This is a genomic window from Mumia sp. Pv4-285 (genome assembly GCF_041320275.1).
GTDB lineage: Bacteria > Actinomycetota > Actinomycetes > Propionibacteriales > Nocardioidaceae > Mumia > Mumia qirimensis.
In genome coordinates, this window is the sequence record NZ_CP162023.1 from 3,569,703 (window position 1) to 3,595,385 (window position 25,683).

Here is a 25,683-nt window from a genome sequence, read left to right on the forward strand (position 1 = left end):
CTTCCGACCAGGCTCAGAGCCAGTTCATCGGGTTGGTCGTGTCTCCGTCCAGCATGACCATGAAGTGCAGGTGACAACCGGTCGAGTAGCCCGTCGTCCCCACGTACCCGATGACGTCACCGCGCTTGACGCGCTGACCCGGGAAGGCCGAGTAGCGCGAAAGGTGGTTGTACGTCGTGGCGACGCTGCGACCGCGCATCTGGCCGTGCGAGATGATCACGCGGTTGCCGTAACCGGCGTTGTAGTAGCGGTCCACGACCCGGCCGCCCGCCGCGGCATGCACCGGCGTGCCGCACGCGGCGCCGAAGTCCGTGCCGTCGTGGAGCTTCCAGTAGTGCAGGACGGGGTGGAACCGCATCCCGTACGCCGAGGTGATCGGCGCCTGGACCGGGTACGACAGCGACGAACCGCCGTCAGCGCCGCCACCGCCACCGTTGCCGCCGCCACCGTTGCCGCCACCGCCGTTGCCGCCACCGCCGTTGTTGCCACCGCCGTTGTTGCCGCCTCCGCCACTGTTGTTGCGCTTCTTCTGCGCCTCGAGCCGCTTGCGCTCCCGCTCGCGCTCACGCTGTGCCGCTGCGCGCTCGGCGGCCGCGATCGCCTTCAGTCGACGCGAGATCGAGTAGCGCTCGGACTCGAGCGCGGCCAGCTGAGCCGCGTCGTCCGACCGGGCCTTGGCTGCCGTGGTCCGGGCCGTGGCGTTCGTCGCCACGAGCTCGGAGACCTGAGCCTCCTGCTCCTCGGCGGCCAGCTCGAGCCGCTCCTGCTCGGCGAGGTTGTCCGCGGCCTCCTGCCGCTTGACCTTCACCTCGTCCCGGGCCTTCTGCACCCGCTTGCGGTGGAGGTCCAGCATCACGCGCGTGGCCTCGAGCGTGTCGACCTTCGCCAGGCGCGCATCGGTGACGGCCTGGTCGAGGCTGACCTGCTTGCCGTAGGTCGCAGCATCGACGCCGTTCACCAGCGCCGCGAACGCACGCATGCTCGGCGAGCCGCCCTGCAGCGACTCCACGGTCATCCGCTCCACGACACGCTCGGCGCGACGTTGGCTCTTGCGGCCCTGCTTCGCCTCGGTCTTGGCGGTGACGAGCGTCGCCTCGGCCTGGACGAGCGCCGCCTTCATCGCGGCATCGCGCGCCTGCGCCGCGGCCAGCTGCGTCCGGGTCGCGGCGAGCGTCGTACGCGCGGTCGCGAGGCTCGCCTGCGACTGCTGGAGCGCCTGCGTGGCGGACGACAGCTGCGCGCTGGACTGGTCGAGCTCCGACTTCGCGCCCGAGATCTCCGACTGGACCTGGTTGCGCCGGTCGCGGAGGTCGTTCTTGTCGTCGCCGGAGGAAGGGCTCGTGACGGTTCCGGTCAGCGCGAGCAGCACCGTCAGCACGAGCGCAGTGCGCACACGCGCGCCGGCACGCCGGGGATCGTCGACTCGTGCCACAGGCCTGCCTCTGGTCGGGGAAGTTCCTTGGCGACGCTAACCCTCAACCTGAGGTAGATGCTGGATTTCGGACTTTTCCGGCGCGGCGTGTCTACACCTTCAGGTAGCGCCGCGTCATCACCAGGGTCGGGACGAGCGCGAGAAGGAGCGCCAGCACCGTCGTGTAGCCCATCACGGTGACCGCCTCCTGCCATCGCACCCAGGTCGTCAGACCAGCGAGCCGGTCTCGGAGGAAGCCGTACACGACGAAGTGCATGAATGCCGCGAGGCCACCGCACGCCAGGGCGGCCGACACCACGGCGGCGACCAGCGACTCGAGGATGAACGGGAGTTGGATGTGCCAGGTCGAGGCGCCGACGAGACGCATGATGCCGATCTCGCGGCGGCGTGCGTACGCGGTCATCCGGATCGTGTTGGAGACCTGGAGGACGGCGGCGACGATCAGGAGGAGCGACGTCCCGAGCGCGGCCCAGCGCAGCTTGGACAGAACCTCGAACAGGGGCGCGAGCAGGTCACGCAGGCTGAAGACCGACGCGACGCCGTCCATGCCGCTGATCTGGCTCTGGACTCCCTGGAACTCGTTGGGGTCCTCGAGGGTCACCATGTACGAGGTGCCGAACGACTCCGGGCCGAGGGCCTCGAGCTGCTTGCGGTCCTCCTCGTTCTGGCCGAGGCGCTCCTGTGCCTGCTCGTAGTTCCGCTCGGGGCTCCACCGCTCGAACGACTTCACCTCGGGGTTGCTCTCGAGCGCGGCCTCGACCTCGGACTCCTGCTCGGGCGTTGCCCGACCGCCGACGCACGAGTCGGCCGAGGAGTTCTGGGTGCAGAGGTTGACCTGGATCTGGAGACGGTCGCCGAAGTACTTCTCGGTGCGGTCCGCCTGCGCCTGCAGGAGCAGTCCCAGGGACGCCAGGACCAGCGAGACGCTCATCGTGACGACGAGCGAGACCGTCATCGAGAAGTTGCGTCGCAGCCCAGTGGTGAGCTCGGAAAAGATGCTTCCCAGTGCCATCGGTCCTCGTCAGTTCTCGTAGTCGTACGCGCCGCGGGACTGGTCACGGACCAGCACGCCGCCGGCGAGCTCGATGACTCGCTTGCGCATCTGGTCGACGATGCCGGCGTCGTGGGTCGCCATGACGACGGTCGTGCCGGTGCGGTTGATCCGGTCGAGGAGCTTCATGATGCCCACCGACGTCGCGGGGTCGAGGTTGCCGGTGGGCTCGTCGGCGATGAGGATCATCGGCCGGTTCACGAACGCCCGTGCCACGGCGACACGCTGCTGCTCGCCACCCGAGAGCTCGTCGGGCATGCGATCACCCTTGCCCTCGAGCCCCACCAGCTCCAACGTCTCCGGGACGACCCGACGGATCTCCGACCGCGACTTGCCGATCACCTGGAGCGCGAACGCGACGTTCTCGGAGACCGTCTTATTGGGGAGCAGACGGAAGTCCTGGAACACGGTGCCGAGCTGGCGGCGCAGCTTCGGGACCTTCCAGTTCGCGAGGCGGTTGATCTCCTTGCCGGCGACGTAGACGCGTCCGGTGCTCGGTCGTGTCTCGCGCAGGATCATGCGCATGAACGTGGACTTGCCCGACCCTGACTGGCCGACGAGGAAGACGAACTCGCCCTTCTCGATCTCGAGGCTGAGCTTCTCGAGCGCGGGTCGCGGCTGCCCCGGATAGGTCTTGCTGACGTTCTCGAAGCGGATCACCGTGCGAGTGTACGCAAGGCTACTTCGCGGCCGACTCCGCGCCACGCCGCCAACGGATGCCCGCCTCGATGAACTCGTCGATCTCACCGTCGAAGACGGCCTGCGTGTTGCCGGTCTCGTACTCGGTCCGGAGGTCCTTGACCATCTGGTACGGGTTGAGGACGTACGACCGCATCTGATCGCCCCACGACGCCTGGACGTCGCCCCGCAGCTCGTCGAGCTGCGCACGCTCCTCGGCCTTCTTGAGGGCGAGGAGCTTCGCCTTGAGGATCACCATGGCGCTCGCCTTGTTCTGGAGCTGGCTCTTCTCGTTCTGGCAGCTCACGACGGTGCCGGTGGGGATGTGGGTGAGGCGGACGGCGGAGTCGGTGGTGTTGACGCTCTGGCCGCCGGGCCCCGACGAGCGATAGACGTCCACGCGGATCTCGTCCTCGGGGATGTCGATCTGGTCGGTCTGCTCGAGAACCGGCACCACCTCGACGGCCGCGAACGACGTCTGCCGGCGCCCCTGGTTGTCGAACGGGCTGATCCGGACGAGACGGTGCGTGCCCGACTCGACGGAGAGCGTGCCGTACGCGTAGGGCGCCTTGATGGCGAAGGTCGTCGACTTGATCCCCGCCTCCTCGGCGTACGAGGTGTCGTAGACCTCGACGGGGTACTTGTGGCGCTCGGCCCAGCGGACGTACATCCGCTGCAGCATCTCGGCGAAGTCGGCGGCATCCACACCGCCGGCGCCAGAACGGATCGAGACGAGCGCCTCGCGGGCGTCGTACTCCCCTGCCAGGAGCGTCCGGACCTCGAGCGCCTCGACGGCCTTCTCGAGCCGGTCGAGCTCGGCGTCGGCCTCGGCGAGGACGTCGGCGTCGGACTCCTCGCGCGCCAGCTCGACGAGGATCGTGGCGTCGTCGATCCGTTGGCGCAGGCTCGAGACGCGCTCGAGCTCCGCCTGGAGCACCGACAGACGTCCGGTCACGACCTGCGCGTTCGCCTGGTCGTCCCAGAGGTCCGGGGCAGCCACCTGCTCCTGAAGGTCGGCGACCTCTGCCCGCATCGCATCGAGGTCGAGAACGGCCTCGATCGACGTCATCGTCGTGCCGAGTGCCTTCAGTGCTGCGTCGTAGTCCCGTGCTGCCACGACTGCGAGCCTACCCGCAGCGCCCTGACGTCACGGGCGAGGGCTTGCCGCGTACGACCCTCCGACCCGAGCCCTATCGGGCCAGGTCACGGCAGCGAGCACCCGCACACTCCTTGAACCTCTCGATGCGAGATCGCATCGCCAGAATCTCCGGATCGGTCGGGTTGTACGTGTTGGTCCGCTCCCACGCCCCCTTGCGCGTAAGACCGCGGTAGTACTCGTACGTGTACCCCGCAGGGTCGCCACCCAGCGTGTCGTAGCGCACGAGCAGCTTGTCGGCCGAGCGGACCGCCACGTACGACGGCACCAACGGGGTCCAGCCCTCACCGTCCGGATCGTCCACCGAGCGTGCCGGTCGAGTGTGCTCGAGGAACGCGTAGCGCGACCACGAAGCCCGCGGATTGCGGAGGATGGGCAGCAAGGACCGTCCGTCACGTGCCTGGGAAGGTGTGCGCCCCGCGATGTGCTCGAAGGTCGACGCGAGGTCGATGCTCTGGACCACCTGGTAGCGGGGGCCGCGTACGACGCCAGGGCCGGCGATGATCAACGGCACCCGGATGTCCGTGTCGTACGGGCTGGACTTCCCGGAGGGAAGTCGCTTGTGTCCCATGTGGTAGCCGTTGTCGCTCGTGAAGGCGATGTAGGTGTCGGGTCCGACAGAGCGCATCACGGCGCCCACGAGGTCGTCGAGCGACTGCGCCATCCGGACCCGGTCCCGGTAGCGCTTCTGCATGGCCTTGACCTGCTTGCGCGGAAGCTTCTTCGTCGTACCGAACATCGGCGCCAGGCGGCCGTCGACGTAGCGGGGACGCGAGGGGGCACGGCTCGCGTTGAATCCCGGGAGCTTGCGGACGTCGATCCTCTCGCAGCGCTTGGTCCCGCAGTCGCCGTAACGCAGCCGCGGGTTCTTTCGGGCCTTCTTGCCCTTGCGCGGAAGGTCACGGGGTGCCGCCGGGAACCAGTTGTCTCCCTTGCGTGCCGGCTTGCCGACGCGGAAGTGCGTGGCGGTGGGGGCGATCTCGACGAAGTAGGGCTTGCCTGCGCGCTCGACCCGATTGATGTGCGCGACCGACATGCGGCGAAGGACGTCTGTCGAGTAGTCGCGGTCGCGGGTCCCGTAGAAGTGCCGGGCGACGACTCGTGCGCCGGATGCGGACGTCGCCACCGAGGTCATCGGATAGCCCCACATCGCGTACATCCGCGAGGAGCTCATCGCGTTGAAGGTGTTCCATCCCGCCGGGACGGCGCTTCCGGGGCTTCCCTGGTAGAGATTGATGAACTTCCCGAAGAAGCCGGTGTGATAGCTGCCGCCGCCGGACCGGTTGATCGCGTACGCGAAGGTCTTGGCATCGTTCTTCGCCTTCAACCACGCCGCGTAGCCACCGGTCGGGTTGGAGCGGTCCGGGCCGGTGACGTTGTTGAAGACCTTGGTGTTGTGCGGATACATCCCGGTCAGGAATGCCGCACGCGACGAGCAGCACAGCGAGTCGACGACGAAGTGCCGCCTGAAGTCCGCTCCACGCTTGCGCAGCCTCTGCACGTTCGGCATGTACTTCACGAGGGAGCTGTCGAGGTCGTCAGCCACGATCACGACCATGTTGGGACGGAACCGCGCTGATCCCGCGGGAGTGACGGCGGGTGCCAGACCACCCGTGCCCGCTGCGCCGGCAGCCAACGCACCATCCGTGGCGCCGCTGGCGGAGACGGGCATCGGGTCGTGCGCACCTGCCACCACCACAGCACCCGCCGTGACGACCACTGCTGCCGCGATCGCGATGGCGGGAGCTCGCCAACTTCTGACGCCCACGCGAGGAACCTCCGAGTAATGGGACGGAAGGCACGAGTGTACGACGCCCGAAGGTGCTCCAAGACCTCGGAAGTCGTCTTGGGGCGAAATTCAGGGGGTTTCGAGCGCGGTGATTCGTTCCTGGGCGTCGGTGGTGTGCTGGGGGTCGGCAGCGAGCGTCCGGTGGAACCACTCGAGAGCGTCCTGGGTGCGCCCGGCCTCGGCCAGCGTGTCCGCGTAGGTGTAGCGCAGCCGCGCCAACCACGTCGTCGGGCTAGTGCTGTGGAGCGGCTCCTGCTGGAGAACGGCGAGCGCTGCATCCAGCTGGCCGAGGTCACGCCGTGCGCCTGCGGCGACGATGGCCGCCTCCACCCGGACGTCGACGTCGGTGAGCTTCTCCCGAGCGTCGGCGACGACCTTGAGAGCGCGGTCCGGACGGCCCAGGGCGCGCTCCGAATCGGCGATCAGGGCGATGTGGTCGTACCCGCCGGTCATCCGCTTCGCCGCTCGCAGCTCGGCGAGCGCGTCGGCCCATCGTCCGGCCGCGTACGCCGTCTCGCCGGCCGCCTCCCTGATGACGCCGATCCTGGGCGCCAGCTCGCGCGCTGCACGGGCGTGCTTGTAGGCCAGGTCAGGATCCTCGTCGATCAGGATCCCCGCAGCGACCAGGTGCGAGGCGACCGCGTCCGCCTTGCCGGGCGTGAGCGAGGTCAGAAGTCGACGCACGCCCTTGTCGAGCTGGTCAGGGTGGACACCGTCGGGGATCGGCGGTCCTTCGACACGGCGAGCAGGAGGCTGCCGATCGTCGTCACGGCGCTGACGCGAGCGGTCGTCGCGGTCGCCCCGCGGCGCGCTGCCCCCACGGGACTGGCCGCCGGAACGGCTCTGGCCGCCGGGGCCGCCGGAGCGGCTCTGGCCGCCGGGGCCGCCGGAGCGACCCCCCTGGCCGCCGGAACGTCCGGAACCGCCGGAACCGCCGGAACGGCCCTGGCCGCTGGGACCACCGGAGCGACCCCCCTGGCCGCCGGAACGTCCGGAACCGCCGGAACCGCCGGACCGTCCTTGGCCGCCTGAGCGACCACCCTGGCCGCCTCGGTTCTGTCCTCCGCGATCGCTCATGGTGTTTCCTCCCGCGCGTACATGCGCTCAGTCTTGCTCATCGTGCGCTGCCCGGCGCGTACAACGTCTCACGGGCAGCACAAAAGCGAAGAGGGTCGCCGGGTGTCACCTGATGGTGACTCCCGACGACCCTCTCCTTAAAAGTTGTCCGGCGGCGTCCTACTCTCCCACACAGTCTCCCGTGCAGTACCATCGGCGCTGAAGGGCTTAACTTCCGGGTTCGGAATGTTGCCGGGTGTTTCCCCTTCGCCATGGCCGCCGTAACCCTGTGGGGTTACAACTGGACCAAAACATGGTGTTGCTATTTTGTTTTGGTTCTGGGTTGTGGTCCCAGAACCTCACAGTGGACGCATTTGAGTGTCGTTGAAGTGTGTGTAGACAAGCCCTCGGCCTATTAGTACCGGTCAGCTACACGCATTGCTGCGCTTCTACTTCCGGCCTATCAACCCAGTGGTCTACTGGGGGCCTTAACCCACATGGGGTGGGAAACCTCATCTTGAAACGTGCTTCCCGCTTAGATGCTTTCAGCGGTTATCACTCCCGAACGTAGCTAATCAGCAGTGCTCTTGGCAGAACAACTGACACACCAGAGGTTCGTCCATCCCGGTCCTCTCGTACTAGGGACAGCCTTTCTCAAGTTTCCTACGCGCGCGGCGGATAGGGACCGAACTGTCTCACGACGTTCTAAACCCAGCTCGCGTGCCGCTTTAATGGGCGAACAGCCCAACCCTTGGGACCTGCTCCAGCCCCAGGATGCGACGAGCCGACATCGAGGTGCCAAACCATCCCGTCGATATGGACTCTTGGGGAAGATCAGCCTGTTATCCCCGGGGTACCTTTTATCCGTTGAGCGACGCCGCTTCCACATGCCAGCGCCGGGTCACTAGTCCCGACTTTCGTCCCTGCTCCACCCGTCGGTGTCACAGTCAAGCTCCCTTGTGCACTTACACTCAACACCTGATTGCCAACCAGGCTGAGGGAACCTTTGGGCGCCTCCGTTACATTTTAGGAGGCAACCGCCCCAGTTAAACTACCCACCAGGCACTGTCCCTGATCCGGATCACGGACCTAAGTTAGATATCTAGTACGACCAGAGTGGTATTTCAACAGCGACTCCACAACCACTGGCGTGGCCGCTTCACAGTCTCCCACCTATCCTACACAAGTCGAACCAAACACCAATACCAAGCTGTAGTGAAGGTCCCGGGGTCTTTCCGTCCTGCCGCGCGTAACGAGCATCTTTACTCGTAGTGCAATTTCGCCGAGCTCGTGGTTGAGACAGCGCCCAAGTCGTTACTCCATTCGTGCAGGTCGGAACTTACCCGACAAGGAATTTCGCTACCTTAGGATGGTTATAGTTACCACCGCCGTTTACTGGGGCTTAAGTTCAGTGCTTCGCCTTACAGCTAACACGTCCCCTTAACCTTCCAGCACCGGGCAGGAGTCAGTCCGTATACATCGAATTACTTCTTCGCACGGACCTGTGTTTTTAGTAAACAGTCGCTTGGGCCTGGTCTCTGCGGCCCTCAACGCTCCCCCAGCAAGTGGGTTCACGAATCAGGCCCCCCTTCTCCCGAAGTTACGGGGGCATTTTGCCGAGTTCCTTAACCACGATTCACTCGATCGCCTTGGTATTCTCTACCTGACCACCTGTGTCGGTTTGGGGTACGGGCGGCTCTGGTACTCGCTAGAGGCTTTTCTCGACAGCATAGGATCACTCACTTCGCCAATAAGGCTCGGCATCAGATCTCAGGCACATGGCAGACGGATTTACCTATCTGCCGCCCTACGTCCTTACACGCGGACAACCATCGCCGCGATGAGCTACCTTCCTGCGTCACCCCATCACTTGCCTACTACCAGCTCGGGTCACACGCTCACCAAGACACGCCACCCCGAAGGGCGGTCTAGCTCGGCTCGGGTGCTTAGCATCACTGATTCAGCATGGGCGCACCAACGCCGGTACGGGAATATCAACCCGTTGTCCATCGACTACGCCTGTCGGCCTCGCCTTAGGTCCCGACTTACCCAGGGCAGATTAGCTTGACCCTGGAACCCTTGGTCATTCGGCGGAAGAGTTTCTCACTCTTCATTCGCTACTCATGCCTGCATTCTCACTCGTGTGGCATCCACGGCTGGGTCACCCCGCCGCTTCACACGCCACACGACGCTCCCCTACCCATCCACACACCTGGACCCACACCACTTGGATGCGGGCCGAGTACACGTATGAATGCCATAGCTTCGGCGGATTGCTTGAGCCCCGCTAAATTGTCGGCGCAGAATCACTTGACCAGTGAGCTATTACGCACTCTTTCAAGGGTGGCTGCTTCTAAGCCAACCTCCTGGTTGTCTGTGCGACTCCACATCCTTTTCCACTTAGCAACCGCTTAGGGGCCTTAGCTGATGGTCTGGGCTGTTTCCCTCTCGACTACGGAGCTTATCCCCCGCAGTCTCACTGCCGCTCTCTCACTTGCCGGCATTCGGAGTTTGGCTGATTTCGGTAAGCTTGTAGGCCCCCTAGACCATCCAGTGCTCTACCTCCGGCAAGAAACAAACGACGCTGCACCTAAATGCATTTCGGGGAGAACCAGCTATCACGGAGTTTGATTGGCCTTTCACCCCTATCCACAGGTCATCCCCTCAGTTTTTAACCTAAGTGGGTTCGGTCCTCCACGCGGTCTTACCCGCGCTTCAACCTGCCCATGGATAGATCACTCCGCTTCGGGTCTAGAGCACGCGACTCATACGCCCTGTTCGGACTCGCTTTCGCTACGGCTACCCCCAACGGGTTAACCTCGCCACGTACCACTAACTCGCAGGCTCATTCTTCAAAAGGCACGCCGTCACCCCAACCCCAAAGGATCAAGGCTCCGACGGATTGTAGGCACATGGTTTCAGGTACTATTTCACTCCCCTCCCGGGGTACTTTTCACCTTTCCCTCACGGTACTAGTCCGCTATCGGTCATCGAGGAGTATTTAGGCTTAACGGGTGGTCCCGCCAAATTCACGCGCAATTCCAGGAGTCACGCGTTACTCGGGAAACACACAAGGAAGGCACAAGCTTACGTCTACAGGGGTCTCACCCTCTACGCCAGACCATTCCAGGCCCTTCGACTTCACTCATGCTTTATCACTTCCCGCCAGCTCGGCAGAACCAGCAAGTGCGCTCCCACGACCCCGCACAGACAACAACTGCCGTCTCTCACATCTGCACGGTTTAGCCTCATCCGCTTTCGCTCGCCACTACTCACGGAATCACGGTTGTTTTCTCTTCCTGTGGGTACTGAGATGTTTCACTTCCCCACGTTCCCTCCGCACGCCCTATGTGTTCAGGCGCCGGTGACCAGACATAACTCTGGCCGGGTTTCCCCATTCGGACACCCCCGGATCACAGCTCGGTTGTCAACTCCCCGGGGCTTATCGCAGACTCCTACGTCCTTCATCGGCTCTCGATGCCAAGGCATCCACCATGTGCCCTTAGTAGCTTGCAAAATACACACACTACAAAGACACTCGCGTCCACTGTGAAGTTCTCAAACCACAACCCGCAACCACCCCGCACCACAGAAAACCTGCAGCCGACATGACCGGAACAGAAACACCAACACCCCCCACACCCCAACCCCCACCCGAAGGCAAGAGAAGAGACACAGGAGGCGCCTGATGCCTCAGGACCCAACAGTGTGCCCAACCACACCCCACCCCGCCCAGACCGTTCCACACCCACCCCCCAAAAAGGAGCAAGCAGTACTAGACCCAGACCGGACAAGACCGGCTGAATAATCGACGTTCCACCATCTGAGCACCCGACCACCACGACATCCGCGTGATCAAGCCGAGAACACACCCACCCACACCACCAGGATGCGAGCAGATGAGCAATGCTCCTTAGAAAGGAGGTGATCCAGCCGCACCTTCCGGTACGGCTACCTTGTTACGACTTCGTCCCAATCGCCAGCCCCACCTTCGACAGCTCCCTCCCACAAGGGGTTAGGCCACCGGCTTCGGGTGTTGCCGACTTTCATGACGTGACGGGCGGTGTGTACAAGGCCCGGGAACGTATTCACCGCAGCGTTGCTGATCTGCGATTACTAGCGACTCCGACTTCATGGGGTCGAGTTGCAGACCCCAATCCGAACTGAGACCGGCTTTTTGGGATTCGCTCCACCTTACAGTTTCGCAGCCCTTTGTACCGGCCATTGTAGCATGCTTGAAGCCCTGGACATAAGGGGCATGATGACTTGACGTCATCCCCACCTTCCTCCGAGTTGACCCCGGCAGTCTCCTATGAGTCCCCACCATCACGTGCTGGCAACATAGAACAAGGGTTGCGCTCGTTGCGGGACTTAACCCAACATCTCACGACACGAGCTGACGACAGCCATGCACCACCTGTACACCAGTGTCCAAAGAGACCCACATCTCTGCAGGCTTCTGGCGTATGTCAAACCCAGGTAAGGTTCTTCGCGTTGCATCGAATTAATCAGCATGCTCCGCCGCTTGTGCGGGCCCCCGTCAATTCCTTTGAGTTTTAGCCTTGCGGCCGTACTCCCCAGGCGGGGCGCTTAATGCGTTAGCTGCGGCACGGAACCCGTGGAATGGATCCCACACCTAGCGCCCAACGTTTACGGCATGGACTACCAGGGTATCTAATCCTGTTCGCTCCCCATGCTTTCGCTCCTCAGCGTCAGAACAGGCCCAGAGAACCGCCTTCGCCACCGGTGTTCCTCCTGATATCTGCGCATTCCACCGCTACACCAGGAATTCCGTTCTCCCCTGCCTGCCTCTAGTCTGCCCGTATCGGAAGCACGAATGGGGTTAAGCCCCAAGTTTTCACTCCCGACGCGACAAACCGCCTACGAGCCCTTTACGCCCAATAATTCCGGACAACGCTCGGACCCTACGTATTACCGCGGCTGCTGGCACGTAGTTGGCCGGTCCTTCTTCTGTAGGTACCGTCACTTGCGCTTCGTCCCTACTGAAAGAGGTTTACAACCCGAAGGCCGTCATCCCTCACGCGGCGTTGCTGGATCAGGCTTTCGCCCATTGTCCAATATTCCCCACTGCTGCCTCCCGTAGGAGTCTGGGCCGTGTCTCAGTCCCAGTGTGGCCGGTCACCCTCTCAGGCCGGCTACCCGTCGTCGCCTTGGTAGGCCATCACCCCACCAACAAGCTGATAGGCCGCGAGCTCATCCCCCACCGAAAAAACTTTCCACCCCACACCATGCAGTGCGAGGTCATATCCGGTATTAGCCACCGTTTCCAGAGGTTATCCCAGAGTGAAGGGCAGATTACTCACGTGTTACTCACCCGTTCGCCGCTCGTGTACCCCGAAAGGCCTTACCGCTCGACTTGCATGTGTTAAGCACGCCGCCAGCGTTCGTCCTGAGCCAGGATCAAACTCTCCGTCGAAACCCAACCAAAAGCTGGGCACAACAAAAACTTCAAACCCGGACTAACTATTTGCTGACAAATAATTTGTCACGGAAAAATGACCAAAAAGGTCATACTGATTATCTCGTCGACTTTTAACACACTGTTGAGTTCTCAAACATCAGACACACAAAACCCAAAACCCCCACACAAGGAGACCCCAGACCAAGGCGCGACCCCCCAACCTACCAGAACAACCACAACACCCCAAACAGGGCGGTGACTCCGAAAGAGAAGGAAGATAAGTCAACCAGGACCGCGAACCCGACCCACAAGGCCTTGCCCACCGCCGTCCCCGGCAACAAGAAGAACACTACAGGGTGGGTCCCAGGGGGTCAAAAGGGGGGTCCCCCTTTGCCGCAAAATGGCTTCTGACCTGCATCGATGGCGATCCCGAACGCTCCGGCCCCGGCTACCGGATCCTCAGCTGCACCACGGCGTCCGCGCGCACGTCGGCCCGCGCGTCCCAGCCCGGCGGGACGAGCGGCATGCGCGCGTGACCGTGAAGCCGTACACGGACGTCGTCGCCGACCTGCTCGACGTCCCAGGTGAGTCCGCCGTGCCGCTGCATCGCCCCCGAGGCGGTCAAGTACTCCTCGACGGAGCTCCGCGCCGCATCGGCGTTCAGCGCGACGACGTCACCAGGGGCGTACAGGCTCGAGCGTTCGGCAGCCTCGCTCGCGGCCAAAGCAGCTCCGTCAGCGAGGTCTGCGAGACGCCGTTGGCCGAGGTACGCCGCGGACGCGTTCACCGCCACTGCCACCACCAGGCCGACCACCACGAAGAAGCCGATCAGCATGACGGTCACCTGTCCGCCCTCCGCGCGATCGCGTCGTGCGGGGCGTCTCCCGCTCATGAGCGGTCCTCGCGGAAGCGGCCGTACGGCTCGGTGTGGGTGCTGTCGACCCGGACGGAAGGCCGAGCACCGCCCAGGACGTCGGGCACGAACGGGAGCCGCGCTCGCGTGGTCACGGTGACCACGACCGAGGAGCCGGGGCTCAAGCAGGGTCCGCCCGTGCAGCGGACGAAGACGTCCGTGGCGGTGTCGGTGATCCGGTGGTCCTCGAGGACCAGCTGCGCGGCGCGCACCGCGCGAGCGTGACCGGCGGTGGGATCCGGCGCTTGGACGAAGGCACGACCGGCGGCCCGTCCGGCGGCGCTCGCTCCGTACGCCGACCGCTGCACCTCGAAGACGGCGAGGACGACGTACACGAGCGGAACGAGGAGCAGCAGCGCGAGCCACGTCATCTCCACCACGGCAGAAGCGCGTTCGTCGCGCCTGGACCTGGGAGTCATCATCCTGTCTCGACCACCGCGCGCCCGGTCGCGTCGAGCTGCACCGTCGAACCGAACAGGCCGAGCGCCGGCACCGTCGTCCGCACGCGCACGACGACGAGCGGCACCCCGCCGACCGAGGCCCGCTCGACGGCGACGTCTCGGGCGTACCGGGGTGAGAGCACCCTCGAGATCTGCTCCCGTGCGCGCTGGGCACCCAGCTCGGGCGCCGCGCCGGCGCGCGAGGCGGACCGCGCACCGTCGGCCGCTGCAGCCGTGATCGTGTTCCGGACGTGCAGGACCAGGGCCAGCTGCACGACCGCGAGCACGAGCGGCACCAGGAGCACCATGACGAGGCAGAACTCGGCCACCGCCGAGCCGGCGTCGCGCGCTCGAGGGTTCGGACGTCTCAGGCAGCGAGGCCGGCGGTCCGGCGTCATCCCGAGACCGACGACAGCGCGGCCTCCAGCATCGCCTTCAGCTGAGGGCCCGCGATCGCGGTGAGTCCGGCGACCAGTCCGGCCGACATCACCGTGATCATCACCCAGCCCGGGACGTCGCCGCGCTCGTCGCGAGGCCGTCCGACCCGACGTTCGCACGGAGGTCGGTGGGGGCGAAAGCGTACGGACATGGATGCTCCTTGTGACTCAGGGCGTGGTGAGGGACAGCCCCACCAGGCCGGGGTAGAAGGCGAAGAGAACCGTGACAGGGAGGACCAGGAAGACGACAGGGACGAGCATGAGCACCTCGCGGCGTGCCCCGGACTCGACGAGGTCGCGACGGCCCGCCTCCCGGACGTCGGCGGCCTGGGCGTGCAGGACGTCGACCAGGGGCGTACCCCGGTCGACGGCCACGGCGAGCGCCTCGGCGAACCGTGCGACCGCTGCCACCCCGGTCCTGGCCGACAGGTCGTCGAGCGCGGCGGTGAGGGGACGGCCCGTACGGACGTCGGCGACGACGGTCCGCAGCTCGGCCGACATGGCACCGTTGCTGACGTCGGCGACCCGTTCGAGCGCGGACACCGGTCCTTCCCCGGCGGCGACGGCCAGCGCGAGCAGGTCTGCCAACGTCGGGAACTCTCGGACCAGTCGTTCCTCGTGCCTGCTCACCGCGTGGGTCAGCGCGACGTCGCGGGCCAGAACTCCGGCGACCGCCGCGACCCCGCAGAGCACGAGCCCCGCGAGCGGGGAGACGTCGGACGCCAGCCCCCACGTGGTGAGCACGACGGCCACCACACCGAAGGCGGTCACACCCCAGATCACCTGGCCCGTACGGAACTCCTCGACGGTCTGGTCGGAACCACAGCGCCGCAGCCGCCGGCGAACGGAGGCGCTGCCTCCCAGGACGCGCTCGACGACGGCGGCTGAGCGGTGCAGGGTCGGACCGAAGACCTCCCGCCCGGCCGACCATGGACGGGACGCGTCCGTGGTCGGGGCGGCGCCGACGGTCACGTCGCGGACGTACGGGGCGACCCGGCTCACGAGGCTCGGCCGGCGGCGCAGCCGCGCGACGTGCCGGAGCTCGAGCAGCCCGAGGGTGAGCGCGGCGGCGAGCACGGCGCCGAGGAGGGTCGCCGTCATCGCAGCACCCGGGGCTCGCGGGGAAGACGGCCGATCATCAGCATCAGCCGGTACGCGAGGACGCACGCGACCAGGCCCCCGACGAGGAGGACGAGCCCCGTGCCCGACCCGAACTGGCTGATCGCGTCGCGCTGCAGCGACATCAGGGCGAGCACGATCCACGGCGCCGAGACGGCGAGGCGTGCTCCGTTGATCGTCCAGGCCTGACGCGCGACGAGCTCGCCGCGGGTCCGGAGGTCGTCGCGGAGGAAGGCCGACAGGGTGCGGAGCATGCGGCCGAGGTCACCGCCGCCGACGTCTCGCGCGATCCGGAGCGCCTCGACGACGCGGTCGCCGACCGGATCGGCGAGCCGGTCCTTGAGAGCGTCGAGACACTCCGCGAAGCGACCGCTGGCCTGGTAGTCGCGGGCGAAGGCGGCGAACGCGTGGCGCAGGGCCTCCGGCCCTCGCTCGCCGAGCCCCGCGAGAGCCTCTGGCAGCGACATCCCTGCGCGTACGGCGGAAGCAAGGTGGTCGACGGCCTCTGGCCACGCCGCCGCACGCTCCTCGGTGACCCGGCTCGCTCGCCCGCGGATCACGGCGACCGGGACGTAGGCGGCGCCGACCGCCGCGACGAGGGCGACCGTCGGCGTCGCTGTCACGACGAGTCCGACGACGAGACCGAGCAGCCCGCACAGCACGGAGACCGTGAGCAGGCCGCGCGCCGTCGTGCCCTCCGCGCCCGCCCGGGCGAGGAGCTCGTCCAGCCTGCTCCGGCGGGCAGACGCAGCCCCGGCAGGACGGGACGGCGCCGTCAGCCCGGACCAGATCAGCAGCATGCCCACCCCGAGCCCGAGGCCGAGCAGGTAGCCCGTCACGCCTCGGCCCTCAGCAGGGACGCGAGGTCGATGCCGGCCTGGGTGAACCGCTCGGCGCGTGCGGGCGTACCGCTGGCGCGAACCAGGGCGCCGTCGCGCCGCTCGTACAGCGTCTCGGTCTCGATCACGTCGTTCTCGACGCGTCCGCTGACCGCGGCGATCTCGCGGACCGTACGTCGCCCGTCGGCGTCGATGCCCAGGTGCACGACGTGGTCGACACAGGTCGCGACCGTGGGCACGACGAAGCGTGCGGAGATGTTCTCGCCTGCGAGCAGCGGAAGGGTGCACATCTTGACCAGCGCCTGCCGGGCGGACGACGCGTGGAGCGTCACCATGCCGGGGATGCCGGCGTTGAGGGCGAGCAGGAGGTCGAAGCACTCCTCGGCGCGGACCTCGCCGATGACGAGCCTGGACGGACGCATGCGGAGGGCTTCCTTGACGAGCGTCCGGAGCCGGATCTCGCCGGTGCCCTCGAGACCGGCCTGACGCGTCTGGAGCGCCACCCAGTCGGGGTGGCTGAACCGCAGCTCGAAGACCTCCTCGGCCGACACGATGCGCTCCGTGCCCGGCACTTCGGCGGCCAGCGCGTTGAGCAGTGTGGTCTTGCCGCACTGCGTGCCGCCCGAGACGACGACGTTGTGGCCCGACACGACGCTGGCACGCAGGAACGCCGCGGCGTGCTCGGTCATCGTGCCGGCGGCGACGAGGTCGGAGAGACCCCGGAAACGACTCACGAACTTGCGGATGTTCACCGCGGCGAACCCGCGCGAGATGCCTTCGAGCACCACGTGAAGGCGGTGACCACCAGGCAGGGTCGCGTCCACGAAGGGCTGGCTCAGGTCGATCCGTCGTCCGCTGGTGGCCAGCATCCGCTCGACCAGCTCGCGCACCTCCGACGCGCCGAGGATCACCGACGTCAGCTCGTGCCGACCGCCGCGGGCGACGAACACCCGCGATGGCTCGTTGATCCAGATCTCCTCGACGTCCGGGTCGTCGAGGTACGGCTGGAGAGGGCCGAGACCGGCGACCGCCGCCACCAGTGCACCGACCGTCGCCTTCGGGTCCGCCAGCGGGGCCACGGCACCGGTCAGGCTGCGCTGCTCGTGCGCGGCCGCGACCTCCTCGGCGATCCGGTGGACCGACTCGGCGTCGCGCAGGGGATCGACGCCGCGGGCGCGCACGGCGGCGCGGACCTCCTCGGTCAGGCTGCTCGTCGTCACGGGACTCCCCACGGCGGTGATCGTCAGCGGAATCCTGCCGTAAACCGGGGTCACACCGACAGTCCCCGAGCCCACCCTGTGGACGAACGCATGGACAAGCTCGGCCGCGGGACCCGCCGTACGGTCAGCCGCGGCCGAAGTAGCGCGTCAGCGACCCCGCGATCAACAGGGCCCCGAGCGCGATGAGCAGGACGCCGCCGAGCGTGCGCCAGCTGCGGGAGCGTACCCATCCCGTCATCCGGTCGACCGCGCGCGACACGATCGGGAACCGCTCGGTCCCCCACGCCATCAGGAGGTACGGCACGGCTGCCGCGGCAGCGAACCCGAGGTAGATGGCGACCTGCAGGACGCCGGCCGAGCTGCTCTCCCGGGCGATCCTGACGACGAGGTAGGCGCTCGCTGCGGCGCTCACACCGATCACGGTGTTCGCCGCCGAGAAGCCGAAGAGGCTCCGCGGGCGGTCGAGGAGCCGCGAGGCCGTACTGACAGCGCTGTGGTCGACCGTCGCATGACGGTTCCGCAGCACCCACAGGCCGGCGCCGACGAACAGCACGCCGGCGATCAGGTCGAACGCGCGCTGCAGGAGCAAGGACCTCACGCGACCGCTGAACAGGTGCTCCCAGGCGTCGGGGTTCGTGACCTGGAGCAGGAGGGTCAGGACGAGCGCGCCTGTGGCGACACCGCTCGCCACGACGAGACCCCGGCGCATCGAACCGGGTGAACGGGCGAGAACCGCGACCTGCAGCGCGATCAACGTCGGACTGAACCCGGTGGCCAGTCCGAGCAGCACCAGGCTGACCAGCGTGCCGACGAGGATCACGGCGGCGTGCAGCATGGCGGCGAGTCTAGGGCGACGACGAGAGCCGTGGGGCACCACTGTCGCAGCGGCACCCCACGGCCCTTCGGCTCAGACGATCAGGGCGCCACCACCCCGTCGCCCTCCGGAGCGGCCCAGAACAGGCCTCGCGCGGCCTGGCTCTGGCCGCCCTTGGGGTGGGTGCGGAACATGATCGACGTCCCGAAGACGAACGCCTTCGCCCCCGACGCAGCCTCCGCGGACACCACGGCCGGCTGACCGGCGGCGTCCTCGGGACCGTTCGGCGTCGTGCCACCCGGACCGCCTCGGCGCCAGTGGCCGGCCAGGAACGGGTCCTCCGCGTCGTACGACTGCTCGACGGTCATCCCCGCACCCAGCTCGGTGAACCACGTCGCCGGGTAGATGAACGAGAAGTCCTGCGCGTACGGCGCGAGCACCCCGTCGGTGGCCGTGTCGACCGTGACGATCCCGTTGCCGGAGCCGTTGCCCGGCACCGCCGTCCCGGTCACGAGGCCGAACGTCCGTGCGGTGTTGAACGCACCGGAACCACGTCCGACGATGCTTCCGCCGTCGTCGACGAACGCCTGCACGGCCGCACTGCCCGCCGTCTGCGCCGCGCTGAACGTCAGCGCGGAGCCGAGCCACAGCACGTCGACGTCGTCGAGCAGCGCCGGGTCCGCGGTGATCGACGCCGCGTTCAGCGCGACCAGGTCGTCGAAGCCCAGCTGGGTGAGCGACAGCAGGTCGTCCTGGGTCCCCGTGTAGCCGATCGTCAGGTCCTCGAGACCCTTCGCCGACCCTGCCCTCAGCTGGGCGACCTCCGCGCGGGTGGCCGCGTCGAAGTCGATGCCGAAGTCGTCGGCGACCTCGTCGGCGGCGGCGTACGACGCCCTGTCCGACCCGAGGACCGCGGAGCCGTCGGCGAGAGCGGAGACCGCGACGCCGTCCTCCAGCAGCGCGTTGAGCGCGCGGTAGTCGTCGACACCGGCGAGGTCGAAGGTCAGGTACGACCCACGGCGCGGCAGGTCACCGCGGTCCTCGCGACGGAAGATCGGCCGCGTCCACGGGAGCGCGCCCGTGCCGGTCCGGCCGACGCCGTCGACGGTCGCACCCCACAGGTAGCCGAGGCTCCAGGCCGAGATGTCGTACATGCTCGGGAACTTCGCCGAGATGTCGGTGCCCAGCGCCAGCAGGGCGTGCGCCAGGTTGCGCCGCGGCTGGTGCATGTCGACCACGTACGACCCCGCCGGGTACGTCGTGCCACCGAGGCGTGACGGGACAACTAGACGCTCGACCTCGATGCCGTGCCGCTGGAGCTGCTCGACGAGGACGCGGGCGTCCGACCTCGAGCGCTGCCGGTCACCGACCGGGATCACGAACGCCCGCGGGTAGCTCACCGGGTTCTGGTCGTCGGCAGCGTCCCACTCGGCCTTCCACTCCTGCGGGCCGGGCACGTCGGCGATGTTCTCCGTCGTCAGCGCCGTACGAGGTGCGCCGACGTCGGCACGGCGGAAGAACTCGATCTGGTCGTCCAGCATCGCGGCGTCGTTGTCCTCGACGTAGTCGACGATGCTCTCCATCGTCTGCAGTGCGACGGCCGTGTTGATGACGGCGTTCTGCGGCGTCTGGCTCGAGCTGTTCGGACGCGACTTCGGGAGCTCGACGGTCGAGGTGACCGCGCCGGCGAACGCGGCGTACTGCGCGGTGAAGATCGGCGGGTAGTCGTCCCACCCGGACGGGGTGTCGCGGTAGGGGATCTTGATGTGCGCCGAGTCGGGACCGGTGTTCTCGGGGACGACGCTCCCCGTCGAGACGTCGTAGTAGGTGTTGCCCGGGATCGCCGCCTCGACGACGTCCTTCTCCACCTGGAGCGAGGCCGCGTACGCGTGCGGGATGAAGAGGTCGTACTCGTAGTCGTCACCGTGCGGCGGACCGCAGGGCTCGACCTGGAGGACGCCGGTGTAGCCGTGGAAGTCGGCGGCGTACAACGCCTGGACGGCCTGTGCGGTCCGGATGAACGAGACCGACTCCGGCGTCGTGTTGGTGATCATGTCGCGGTTCTCGTCGAGGTTCAGCGCGGTGGCACGCTGCCCGATCGTCCGGCCGTCAGGGTTGAGCGTCAGGCTGAAGTAGAGCCGGTGCTCGCTCAGGAGCGACTTCACGTCACGCCACGGCGCCGTCGCGAGGTCCTCGATGTACTGGAGCGCCGCGTCGGTCCCCTCCCACTCGTTGCCGTGGATGTTGGAGCTGATCCAGATGGGCGTCTTGTAGTCCCTCGCCAGGCGGCGGTCCTTCGCGGCGGCCGACGGGCGCTCGCGGATCTCGTCGCGCCACCGGGTCTGCTGCGACGTCTCACGGCGGCTCTCGGGCGCCGTCACCGTCACGAGGTACAGCTCGCGGCCCTGCGTGGACTCGCCGACGACCTGCGTGGACACGCGGTCCGAGGACGACATCAGGTCGTTGAGGATCGGGGCGATCTGGTCGTAACCGACGAGGTTGCCGGTGTCCGCGGCGTCGGGCTCGGTCTCGGGATAGACCTTCAGCGTCGGTTGGGCCGGGTACGACGCGGGCATCGGGAGCGCGTCGGCTCCCGTCGTGTGCTTCGCCGCCCACCTGGCGATCTTCGCGGTGAGGGAACGCTCGGTCGGCGCGTCACCGAGCAGGCGGTGGCTGGGTGGGGAGTCGGGTCGCTCAAGGGCGGTGGCAGCAGGGGCTGCCAGGAGGGCGGTCGAGGCGAGTCCGAGACTCGCTACGGCGCCCACGACACGGGTGAGTCGCACGGCTGGATCCTCTCCGAAGGACGGAGGCCGACGTGACGCAGGCGACACGCCGGCACGTTTCCCCGAGTCTTACCCGAACTCATCGCGCGCGGAACCCCTCGCGCCCGGTGAAACTCAGGACTTCACACCCGCGGACGTTCAGGAGACGCGCGGGCTGCGGAAGAGCGGCGGGAGGTAGCGCAGCATCAGCGCGGACCACGTGAGGTGGGTGAGCATCGGCGCCTGGATGCCTCCGGTCGCGCGCCGCTGCAGCCCGAGCAGCGTGCCCATCACCGCACCGGCCAGGGCGAGCGACGGGTTGCGCGACGCCGCGGTCGTCGCGGTGTAGGCGACCGTCGACACCAGGACCGGATGACGCTCGCCCACCGCCTCGTACAGGGCGCCGCGGAAGAACAGCTCCTCCGCGGCACCGTTGGCGAGGGTGGTCAGGACCACCAGCGGCGCGGTGCCCTCCTCGGCGAAACGGAGCACTCGGCGTACCGCAGCATCGAGCACGGGCACCCGCCGTGCCACGAACGCCCCGGCGACGAAGCAGCCGAACGCGCCGACCCCGGTCGCCACGGGCACGATCACCGGCCGGCGGCGGGCCCCGTCCTGCGTCTCGATCCAGCCCTGGTGCAGCGGGCCGGACGCGAGGGACCCGAGGGCCCAGGTCGCCGCCGTCGCCAGCGTGAGGCCGTAGAACTGGGGCGAGTCGGGCTCGGTGGACAGGGAGACACCGAGCATGCCCGCACCCGCGACGCACACCACGCCGACGGTCCGACGCCGACGGCGGACCACCGCCTCAGGCTCGGGATCCCGGGCAGGCACGGCATACCCCAGGCCGCGTGGCAGGAGGCCGCGGGCGCGGTCGCGTACGGCCCCGAGCCGGGCGGGCAGACCGCCGCTCACTCGCCGTCCTCGGACGGTGCCGTCGCCGACGCGGCTGCCTCCGCCTGCTCGGCGCGTTCGGCCAGGGCGCGTCGCACCGCGTCGTCGTACGAGATCGGCTCGAACGGCACGACCTCCCGGATCGCGCCGTCGCGGACCACGACCTCGTTCACCATCGAGTCGACCAGCGAGCGCCCGGCCCGGCTGTCGACGTCGGTGACCAGCGACAGCCACCGGGCCGACAGCCCGGGACTGAGCAGCGGCACGGGGACGATCACCGGGTGACGTCCCTCGATCTCGGCGACGCGACGCATCATCGTGACGTACTCGAGCACCTCCGGGCCACCGATCTCGTACGCACGGTCGCTGCCGACAGGTTGAGTGAGGACGCCGACGAGGTAGCGGATCACGTCGTCCACCGCGATCGGCTGCGTCCGCGTGCTCACCCAGCGCGGTGTCACCATCGCCGGGAGGTGCTCGACCAGCTGTCGCGTGATCTCCCAGGAGATGCCGCCGTGCCCGATGACGATCCCCGCGCGCAGCGTCGTGACGGGGACGCCGCCGCCGGACAGCAGCCCCTCCACCTGGCGGCGGCTGCGCAGGTGGTCGGAGAGGTCGTCGGCGTCGTCGCCGAGTCCGCCCAGGTAGACGATGCGCTGCAGGCCGGCCTCCGCGGCCGCGACCCCGAACGCGGTCGCCGCCTCGGCGTCACGACGGACGAAGTCGTCGGAGTCCAACGAGTGGACGAGGTAGTACGCTGCCTCGACGCCGTCGAGCGCAGCAGGGAGCGAGCCGGCGTCGTGGACGTCGCCGAACACCGCAGAGCCCGGGCCCTCGTACGTGTCGGGGTGCCGGGTCATCGCGACCACCTCGTGGCCCGCGTCCTCAAGCGCCGGAGCGAGCCGCCGTCCGACGAAGCCGGTCGCACCGGCCACGAGCACCCGCATCCGTCCCCCCGACGTCGATCGGCTGTCCTCGTCTGGAGGATCAGCTCACTCGATCATCGGTCCATCGGGCGGCCGCGTCAGAAGGAGGCGGGCACGCGTCCAGGTTGCCTCGCCGAAGGCTTTCCAGAAGTCGCAGGGCACTGGACGACGATCTCGGGCACCCGTAACAATTTCGTGTTGTTCGTATGGTTACATCCCACACTCAAGAGATTCAGCCTCACGACCCATCAAGCCCAAGGAGCATCACCCATGAAGGTCACCGGACGACGCCTGGGACGTGCGGCCGCTGCCGCAGCCGGCGCGCTCGCGCTCACCGTGTCCATGGCTGCCTGCGGCGGAGACGACGAGCCGGCCGCCACCGTCGACGGCGTGGAGCTCGTCAGCGACGACACGCTGACCATCTGCACCAACATGCCCTACAAGCCCTTCCAGTACGAGGAGGGCGACGAGATCGTGGGCTTCGACACCGACCTGCTGACACTGGTCGCCGACGACATGGGTCTCGAGACCGAGATCGTCGACGTCGACTGGAACCAGGTCACGTCCGGAGCGGCGTTCAAGGCCGGCAAGTGCGACGTCGGCATGGGCGGCATGACGATCACGGACGAGCGCGCCAAGGCCATCGCCATCTCCGACCCGTACTTCGAGGCCACGCAGGCCCTCCTCGTCAAGGCCGACTCGGGCATCAGCGGCCTCGAGGACCTCGACGGCAAGAAGCTCGGCGTCCAGGTCGACACCACCGGCCAGATCTACGCCGAGGAGAACGCCGACAAGTACGGCTACACGATGCCGGCGTTCGACGACCTCTCGCTCGAGATCACCGGCCTGCAGGCCGGCCGCGTCGACGCGATCATCAACGACAACGGTGTCCTCTACGACTTCGTGAAGGACAACCCTGAGTACGCTGTCGCCACCGAGTTCGACACCGGCGAGGAGTACGGGTTCGCCGCTGAGAAGGCCGACAACGGCGAGAAGATGATCGACAAGGTCAACGAAGTTCTCGCGGCGGCGCAGGAAGATGGCACGTACGACGAGATCTACGCGAAGTACTTCGGCGAGGCACCGCAGTCCTGATCGGCCTCCCGTCCGTAGTACCCCGCCCCCGACCTTGAGAGAGCGATGAGCACCTCCACAGAGCAGGCGGCGACCCGACGTCCGCTGAGCCCGCGCAAGCGGGCTCAGCGGATTCGGTTCGTCCAGTACGCCGTCCTGATCGCGCTCGTGATCGCCGCGATCGTCTTTGCCGACTGGCCGTCGATCAAGGACGCCTTCTTCCGGCCCGACCTGATCAAGGAGTCCATCACCGGCGGGCTCTGGGACGCGCTGTGGCACACGGTCGTCTACACCGCTGGGGCGTTCGTCTTCGGCCTGGTCACGGGCACGGTTCTCGCGATCATGCGGCTCAGCGAGATCGGTCCGTACCGCTGGCTCTCGACGGCCTACATCGAGTTCTTCCGCGGGCTCCCGGCGCTGATCGTCTTCCTCATCTTCTCGCTGCTGCCACTGGCCTTCCCGGCGCTGCGGATCCCGTTCGACCCGTTCGGCACGGTCTGGCTCGCACTCGGCATCGTCGCCAGCGCCTACATGGCGGAGACGATCCGCGGCGGCATCCAGGCGGTGGCGAAGGGACAGTCCGAGGCGGCGCGCTCGCTCGGCATGTCGTCCGGACAGGCGATGCGCAAGGTGGTGCTGCCGCAGGCGTTCCGCACGATGCTCCCGCCCTTGACCAACGAGCTGATCCTTCTGGTCAAGGACTCGTCGCTGGTGTTCATCATCGGACTGACGGCCGACCAGGCCGAGCTCACGAAGTTCGGCCGCGACATGTCGGTGCAGTACGCCAACGTCACGCCGCTGGTGGTCGCCGGGTTCGCGTACCTCATCATCACCCTGCCGCTGTCGGTGATCGTGCGAAGGCTCGAAGCCTCCGCAGGGAAGGCCCGCTGATGCCCGAGACCCTGGTCGAGATCAAGGACCTCCACAAGTCGTTCGGCGACAACCACGTCCTGCGCGGCATCGACTTCACGGTCGGCCAGGGCGAGGTGGTGTGCGTGATCGGGCCCTCAGGCTCCGGCAAGTCCACCTTGCTGCGCTGCGTCAACCTCCTCGAGGTGCCGTCGAGCGGCACGGTCCTGGTGGCGGGCGACGACCTCACGGACCCCGACGGCAACATCGACGCCGCCCGTCGCCACATCGGCATGGTGTTCCAGAGCTTCAACCTCTTCCCGCACCACACCGCGCTCAGCAACTGCATGCTCGCTCAGCAGACCGTGCTGAAGCGGGGCAAGAAGGACGCACGCAAGGTCGCCGCGGAGAACCTCGACCGCGTCGGCCTCACCGACAAGCACGACGCCTACCCGGCCAAGCTCTCCGGCGGACAGCAGCAGCGGGTGGCGATCGCCCGCGCGCTGTCGATGGAGCCCAACCTCATGCTGTTCGACGAGCCGACCTCGGCGCTCGACCCCGAGCTCGTCGGCGAGGTCCTCACGGTCATGCGCAGGCTCGCCGAGGAGGGCATGACCATGCTCGTCGTCACCCACGAGATGGCTTTCGCGCGAGAGGTCGCCGACCGCGTCGTCTTCATGGACGGCGGCGTCATCGTGGAGCAGGGTTCGCCGCACGACGTGATCGGCAACCCCCAGGAGGCACGGACGAAGGAGTTCCTGCGCCGTGTTCTCGACCCCACGCATGTGAACCCGAGCTGACTGCGAGATAGTCGG

Annotated in this window: 20 protein-coding genes and 3 rRNA genes; 3 read left to right on the plus strand and 20 right to left on the minus strand. The window is 67.1% G+C overall.

From position 1 onward, the window contains the following. Nucleotides 1-13: 13 nt before the first annotated feature. The 20 genes from AB3M34_RS17315 to AB3M34_RS17410 form a co-directional block, all read right to left on the minus strand. On the minus strand, nucleotides 14-1,432 hold the full coding sequence (locus AB3M34_RS17315; protein ID WP_370615812.1) for a peptidoglycan DD-metalloendopeptidase family protein: 1,419 nt from the start codon (nucleotides 1,430-1,432) through the stop codon (nucleotides 14-16). A 91-nt stretch (nucleotides 1,433-1,523) separates the two neighbouring features. Continuing rightward, nucleotides 1,524-2,444, minus strand: a complete 921-nt coding sequence (gene ftsX / locus AB3M34_RS17320; protein ID WP_370615814.1) for a permease-like cell division protein FtsX — start codon at nucleotides 2,442-2,444, stop codon at nucleotides 1,524-1,526. Nucleotides 2,445-2,453: 9 nt separating this feature from the next. After that, entirely contained in the window at nucleotides 2,454-3,143 is a 690-nt protein-coding gene (ftsE, locus tag AB3M34_RS17325; protein ID WP_370615816.1) for a cell division ATP-binding protein FtsE, read from the minus strand. Between the two features lie 19 nt (nucleotides 3,144-3,162). Next, nucleotides 3,163-4,278, minus strand: coding sequence for a peptide chain release factor 2 (gene prfB / locus AB3M34_RS17330; protein WP_370615818.1), 1,116 nt, complete (start codon nucleotides 4,276-4,278; stop codon nucleotides 3,163-3,165). 73 nt (nucleotides 4,279-4,351) lie between these two features. After that, complete coding sequence (locus AB3M34_RS17335) at nucleotides 4,352-6,085, minus strand: sulfatase-like hydrolase/transferase (RefSeq protein WP_370615819.1); 1,734 nt, start codon at nucleotides 6,083-6,085, stop codon at nucleotides 4,352-4,354. Nucleotides 6,086-6,175: 90 nt separating this feature from the next. Next, nucleotides 6,176-7,183: a tetratricopeptide repeat protein gene (locus AB3M34_RS17340; protein WP_370615821.1), complete on the minus strand. Its 1,008-nt coding sequence runs from the start codon at nucleotides 7,181-7,183 to the stop codon at nucleotides 6,176-6,178. Nucleotides 7,184-7,329: 146 nt separating this feature from the next. Then, a 5S ribosomal RNA gene (gene rrf / locus AB3M34_RS17345) occupies nucleotides 7,330-7,446 on the minus strand. Nucleotides 7,447-7,557: 111 nt separating this feature from the next. After that, nucleotides 7,558-10,678 (minus strand): 23S ribosomal RNA (locus AB3M34_RS17350). A 401-nt stretch (nucleotides 10,679-11,079) separates the two neighbouring features. Continuing rightward, nucleotides 11,080-12,599, minus strand: a 16S ribosomal RNA gene (locus AB3M34_RS17355). The 16S, 23S and 5S rRNA genes sit together here, the layout of an rRNA operon. A 433-nt stretch (nucleotides 12,600-13,032) precedes the next feature. Continuing rightward, nucleotides 13,033-13,476 carry a pilus assembly protein TadG-related protein gene (locus tag AB3M34_RS17360; RefSeq protein ID WP_370615822.1) on the minus strand — a complete coding sequence of 148 codons (444 nt, stop codon included), beginning with the start codon at nucleotides 13,474-13,476 and terminating at the stop codon, nucleotides 13,033-13,035. Next, nucleotides 13,473-13,868, minus strand: coding sequence for a hypothetical protein (locus tag AB3M34_RS17365; RefSeq protein WP_370620037.1), 396 nt, complete (start codon nucleotides 13,866-13,868; stop codon nucleotides 13,473-13,475). The genes AB3M34_RS17360 and AB3M34_RS17365 overlap by 4 nt, the downstream gene beginning before the upstream one ends. A gap of 47 nt (nucleotides 13,869-13,915) precedes the next feature. Next, a complete protein-coding gene (locus tag AB3M34_RS17370) occupies nucleotides 13,916-14,266 on the minus strand; it encodes a TadE/TadG family type IV pilus assembly protein (RefSeq protein WP_370615824.1) in 351 nt (116 codons plus the stop codon). Between the two features lie 65 nt (nucleotides 14,267-14,331). Then, complete coding sequence (locus AB3M34_RS17375) at nucleotides 14,332-14,526, minus strand: hypothetical protein (protein ID WP_370615826.1); 195 nt, start codon at nucleotides 14,524-14,526, stop codon at nucleotides 14,332-14,334. 16 nt (nucleotides 14,527-14,542) lie between these two features. Further along, nucleotides 14,543-15,475, minus strand: coding sequence for a type II secretion system F family protein (locus AB3M34_RS17380; protein ID WP_370615828.1), 933 nt, complete (start codon nucleotides 15,473-15,475; stop codon nucleotides 14,543-14,545). Next, complete coding sequence (locus tag AB3M34_RS17385; protein WP_370615829.1) at nucleotides 15,472-16,332, minus strand: type II secretion system F family protein; 861 nt, start codon at nucleotides 16,330-16,332, stop codon at nucleotides 15,472-15,474. Before AB3M34_RS17385 ends, AB3M34_RS17380 begins: the two co-directional genes overlap by 4 nt. Then, the gene (locus tag AB3M34_RS17390; RefSeq protein WP_370615831.1) at nucleotides 16,329-17,552 is read right to left on the minus strand and encodes a CpaF family protein; all 1,224 of its coding nucleotides are present in this window, start codon (nucleotides 17,550-17,552) and stop codon (nucleotides 16,329-16,331) included. The genes AB3M34_RS17385 and AB3M34_RS17390 overlap by 4 nt, the downstream gene beginning before the upstream one ends. Before the next feature lie 124 nt (nucleotides 17,553-17,676). Continuing rightward, nucleotides 17,677-18,387 carry a hypothetical protein gene (locus tag AB3M34_RS17395; protein WP_370615833.1) on the minus strand — a complete coding sequence of 237 codons (711 nt, stop codon included), beginning with the start codon at nucleotides 18,385-18,387 and terminating at the stop codon, nucleotides 17,677-17,679. 80 nt (nucleotides 18,388-18,467) lie between these two features. Next, entirely contained in the window at nucleotides 18,468-21,149 is a 2,682-nt protein-coding gene (locus tag AB3M34_RS17400; RefSeq protein WP_370615834.1) for a M14 family zinc carboxypeptidase, read from the minus strand. A 138-nt stretch (nucleotides 21,150-21,287) separates the two neighbouring features. Continuing rightward, nucleotides 21,288-22,040: a CPBP family intramembrane glutamic endopeptidase gene (locus AB3M34_RS17405; protein WP_370615836.1), complete on the minus strand. Its 753-nt coding sequence runs from the start codon at nucleotides 22,038-22,040 to the stop codon at nucleotides 21,288-21,290. Continuing rightward, on the minus strand, nucleotides 22,037-22,966 hold the full coding sequence (locus AB3M34_RS17410; protein WP_370615838.1) for an NAD(P)H-binding protein: 930 nt from the start codon (nucleotides 22,964-22,966) through the stop codon (nucleotides 22,037-22,039). The genes AB3M34_RS17405 and AB3M34_RS17410 overlap by 4 nt, the downstream gene beginning before the upstream one ends. A gap of 249 nt (nucleotides 22,967-23,215) precedes the next feature. On the opposite strand from AB3M34_RS17410, the gene AB3M34_RS17415 reads away from it, so the two are divergent. The 3 genes from AB3M34_RS17415 to AB3M34_RS17425 are packed head-to-tail and all read left to right on the plus strand — an operon-like array spanning nucleotide 23,216 to nucleotide 25,668. Beyond that, nucleotides 23,216-24,040: a transporter substrate-binding domain-containing protein gene (locus AB3M34_RS17415; RefSeq protein WP_370615839.1), complete on the plus strand. Its 825-nt coding sequence runs from the start codon at nucleotides 23,216-23,218 to the stop codon at nucleotides 24,038-24,040. 45 nt (nucleotides 24,041-24,085) lie between these two features. Further along, nucleotides 24,086-24,910 carry an amino acid ABC transporter permease gene (locus AB3M34_RS17420; protein ID WP_370615841.1) on the plus strand — a complete coding sequence of 275 codons (825 nt, stop codon included), beginning with the start codon at nucleotides 24,086-24,088 and terminating at the stop codon, nucleotides 24,908-24,910. After that, nucleotides 24,910-25,668, plus strand: a complete 759-nt coding sequence (locus AB3M34_RS17425; RefSeq protein ID WP_370615843.1) for an amino acid ABC transporter ATP-binding protein — start codon at nucleotides 24,910-24,912, stop codon at nucleotides 25,666-25,668. Before AB3M34_RS17420 ends, AB3M34_RS17425 begins: the two co-directional genes overlap by 1 nt. Nucleotides 25,669-25,683 lie beyond the last annotated feature (15 nt).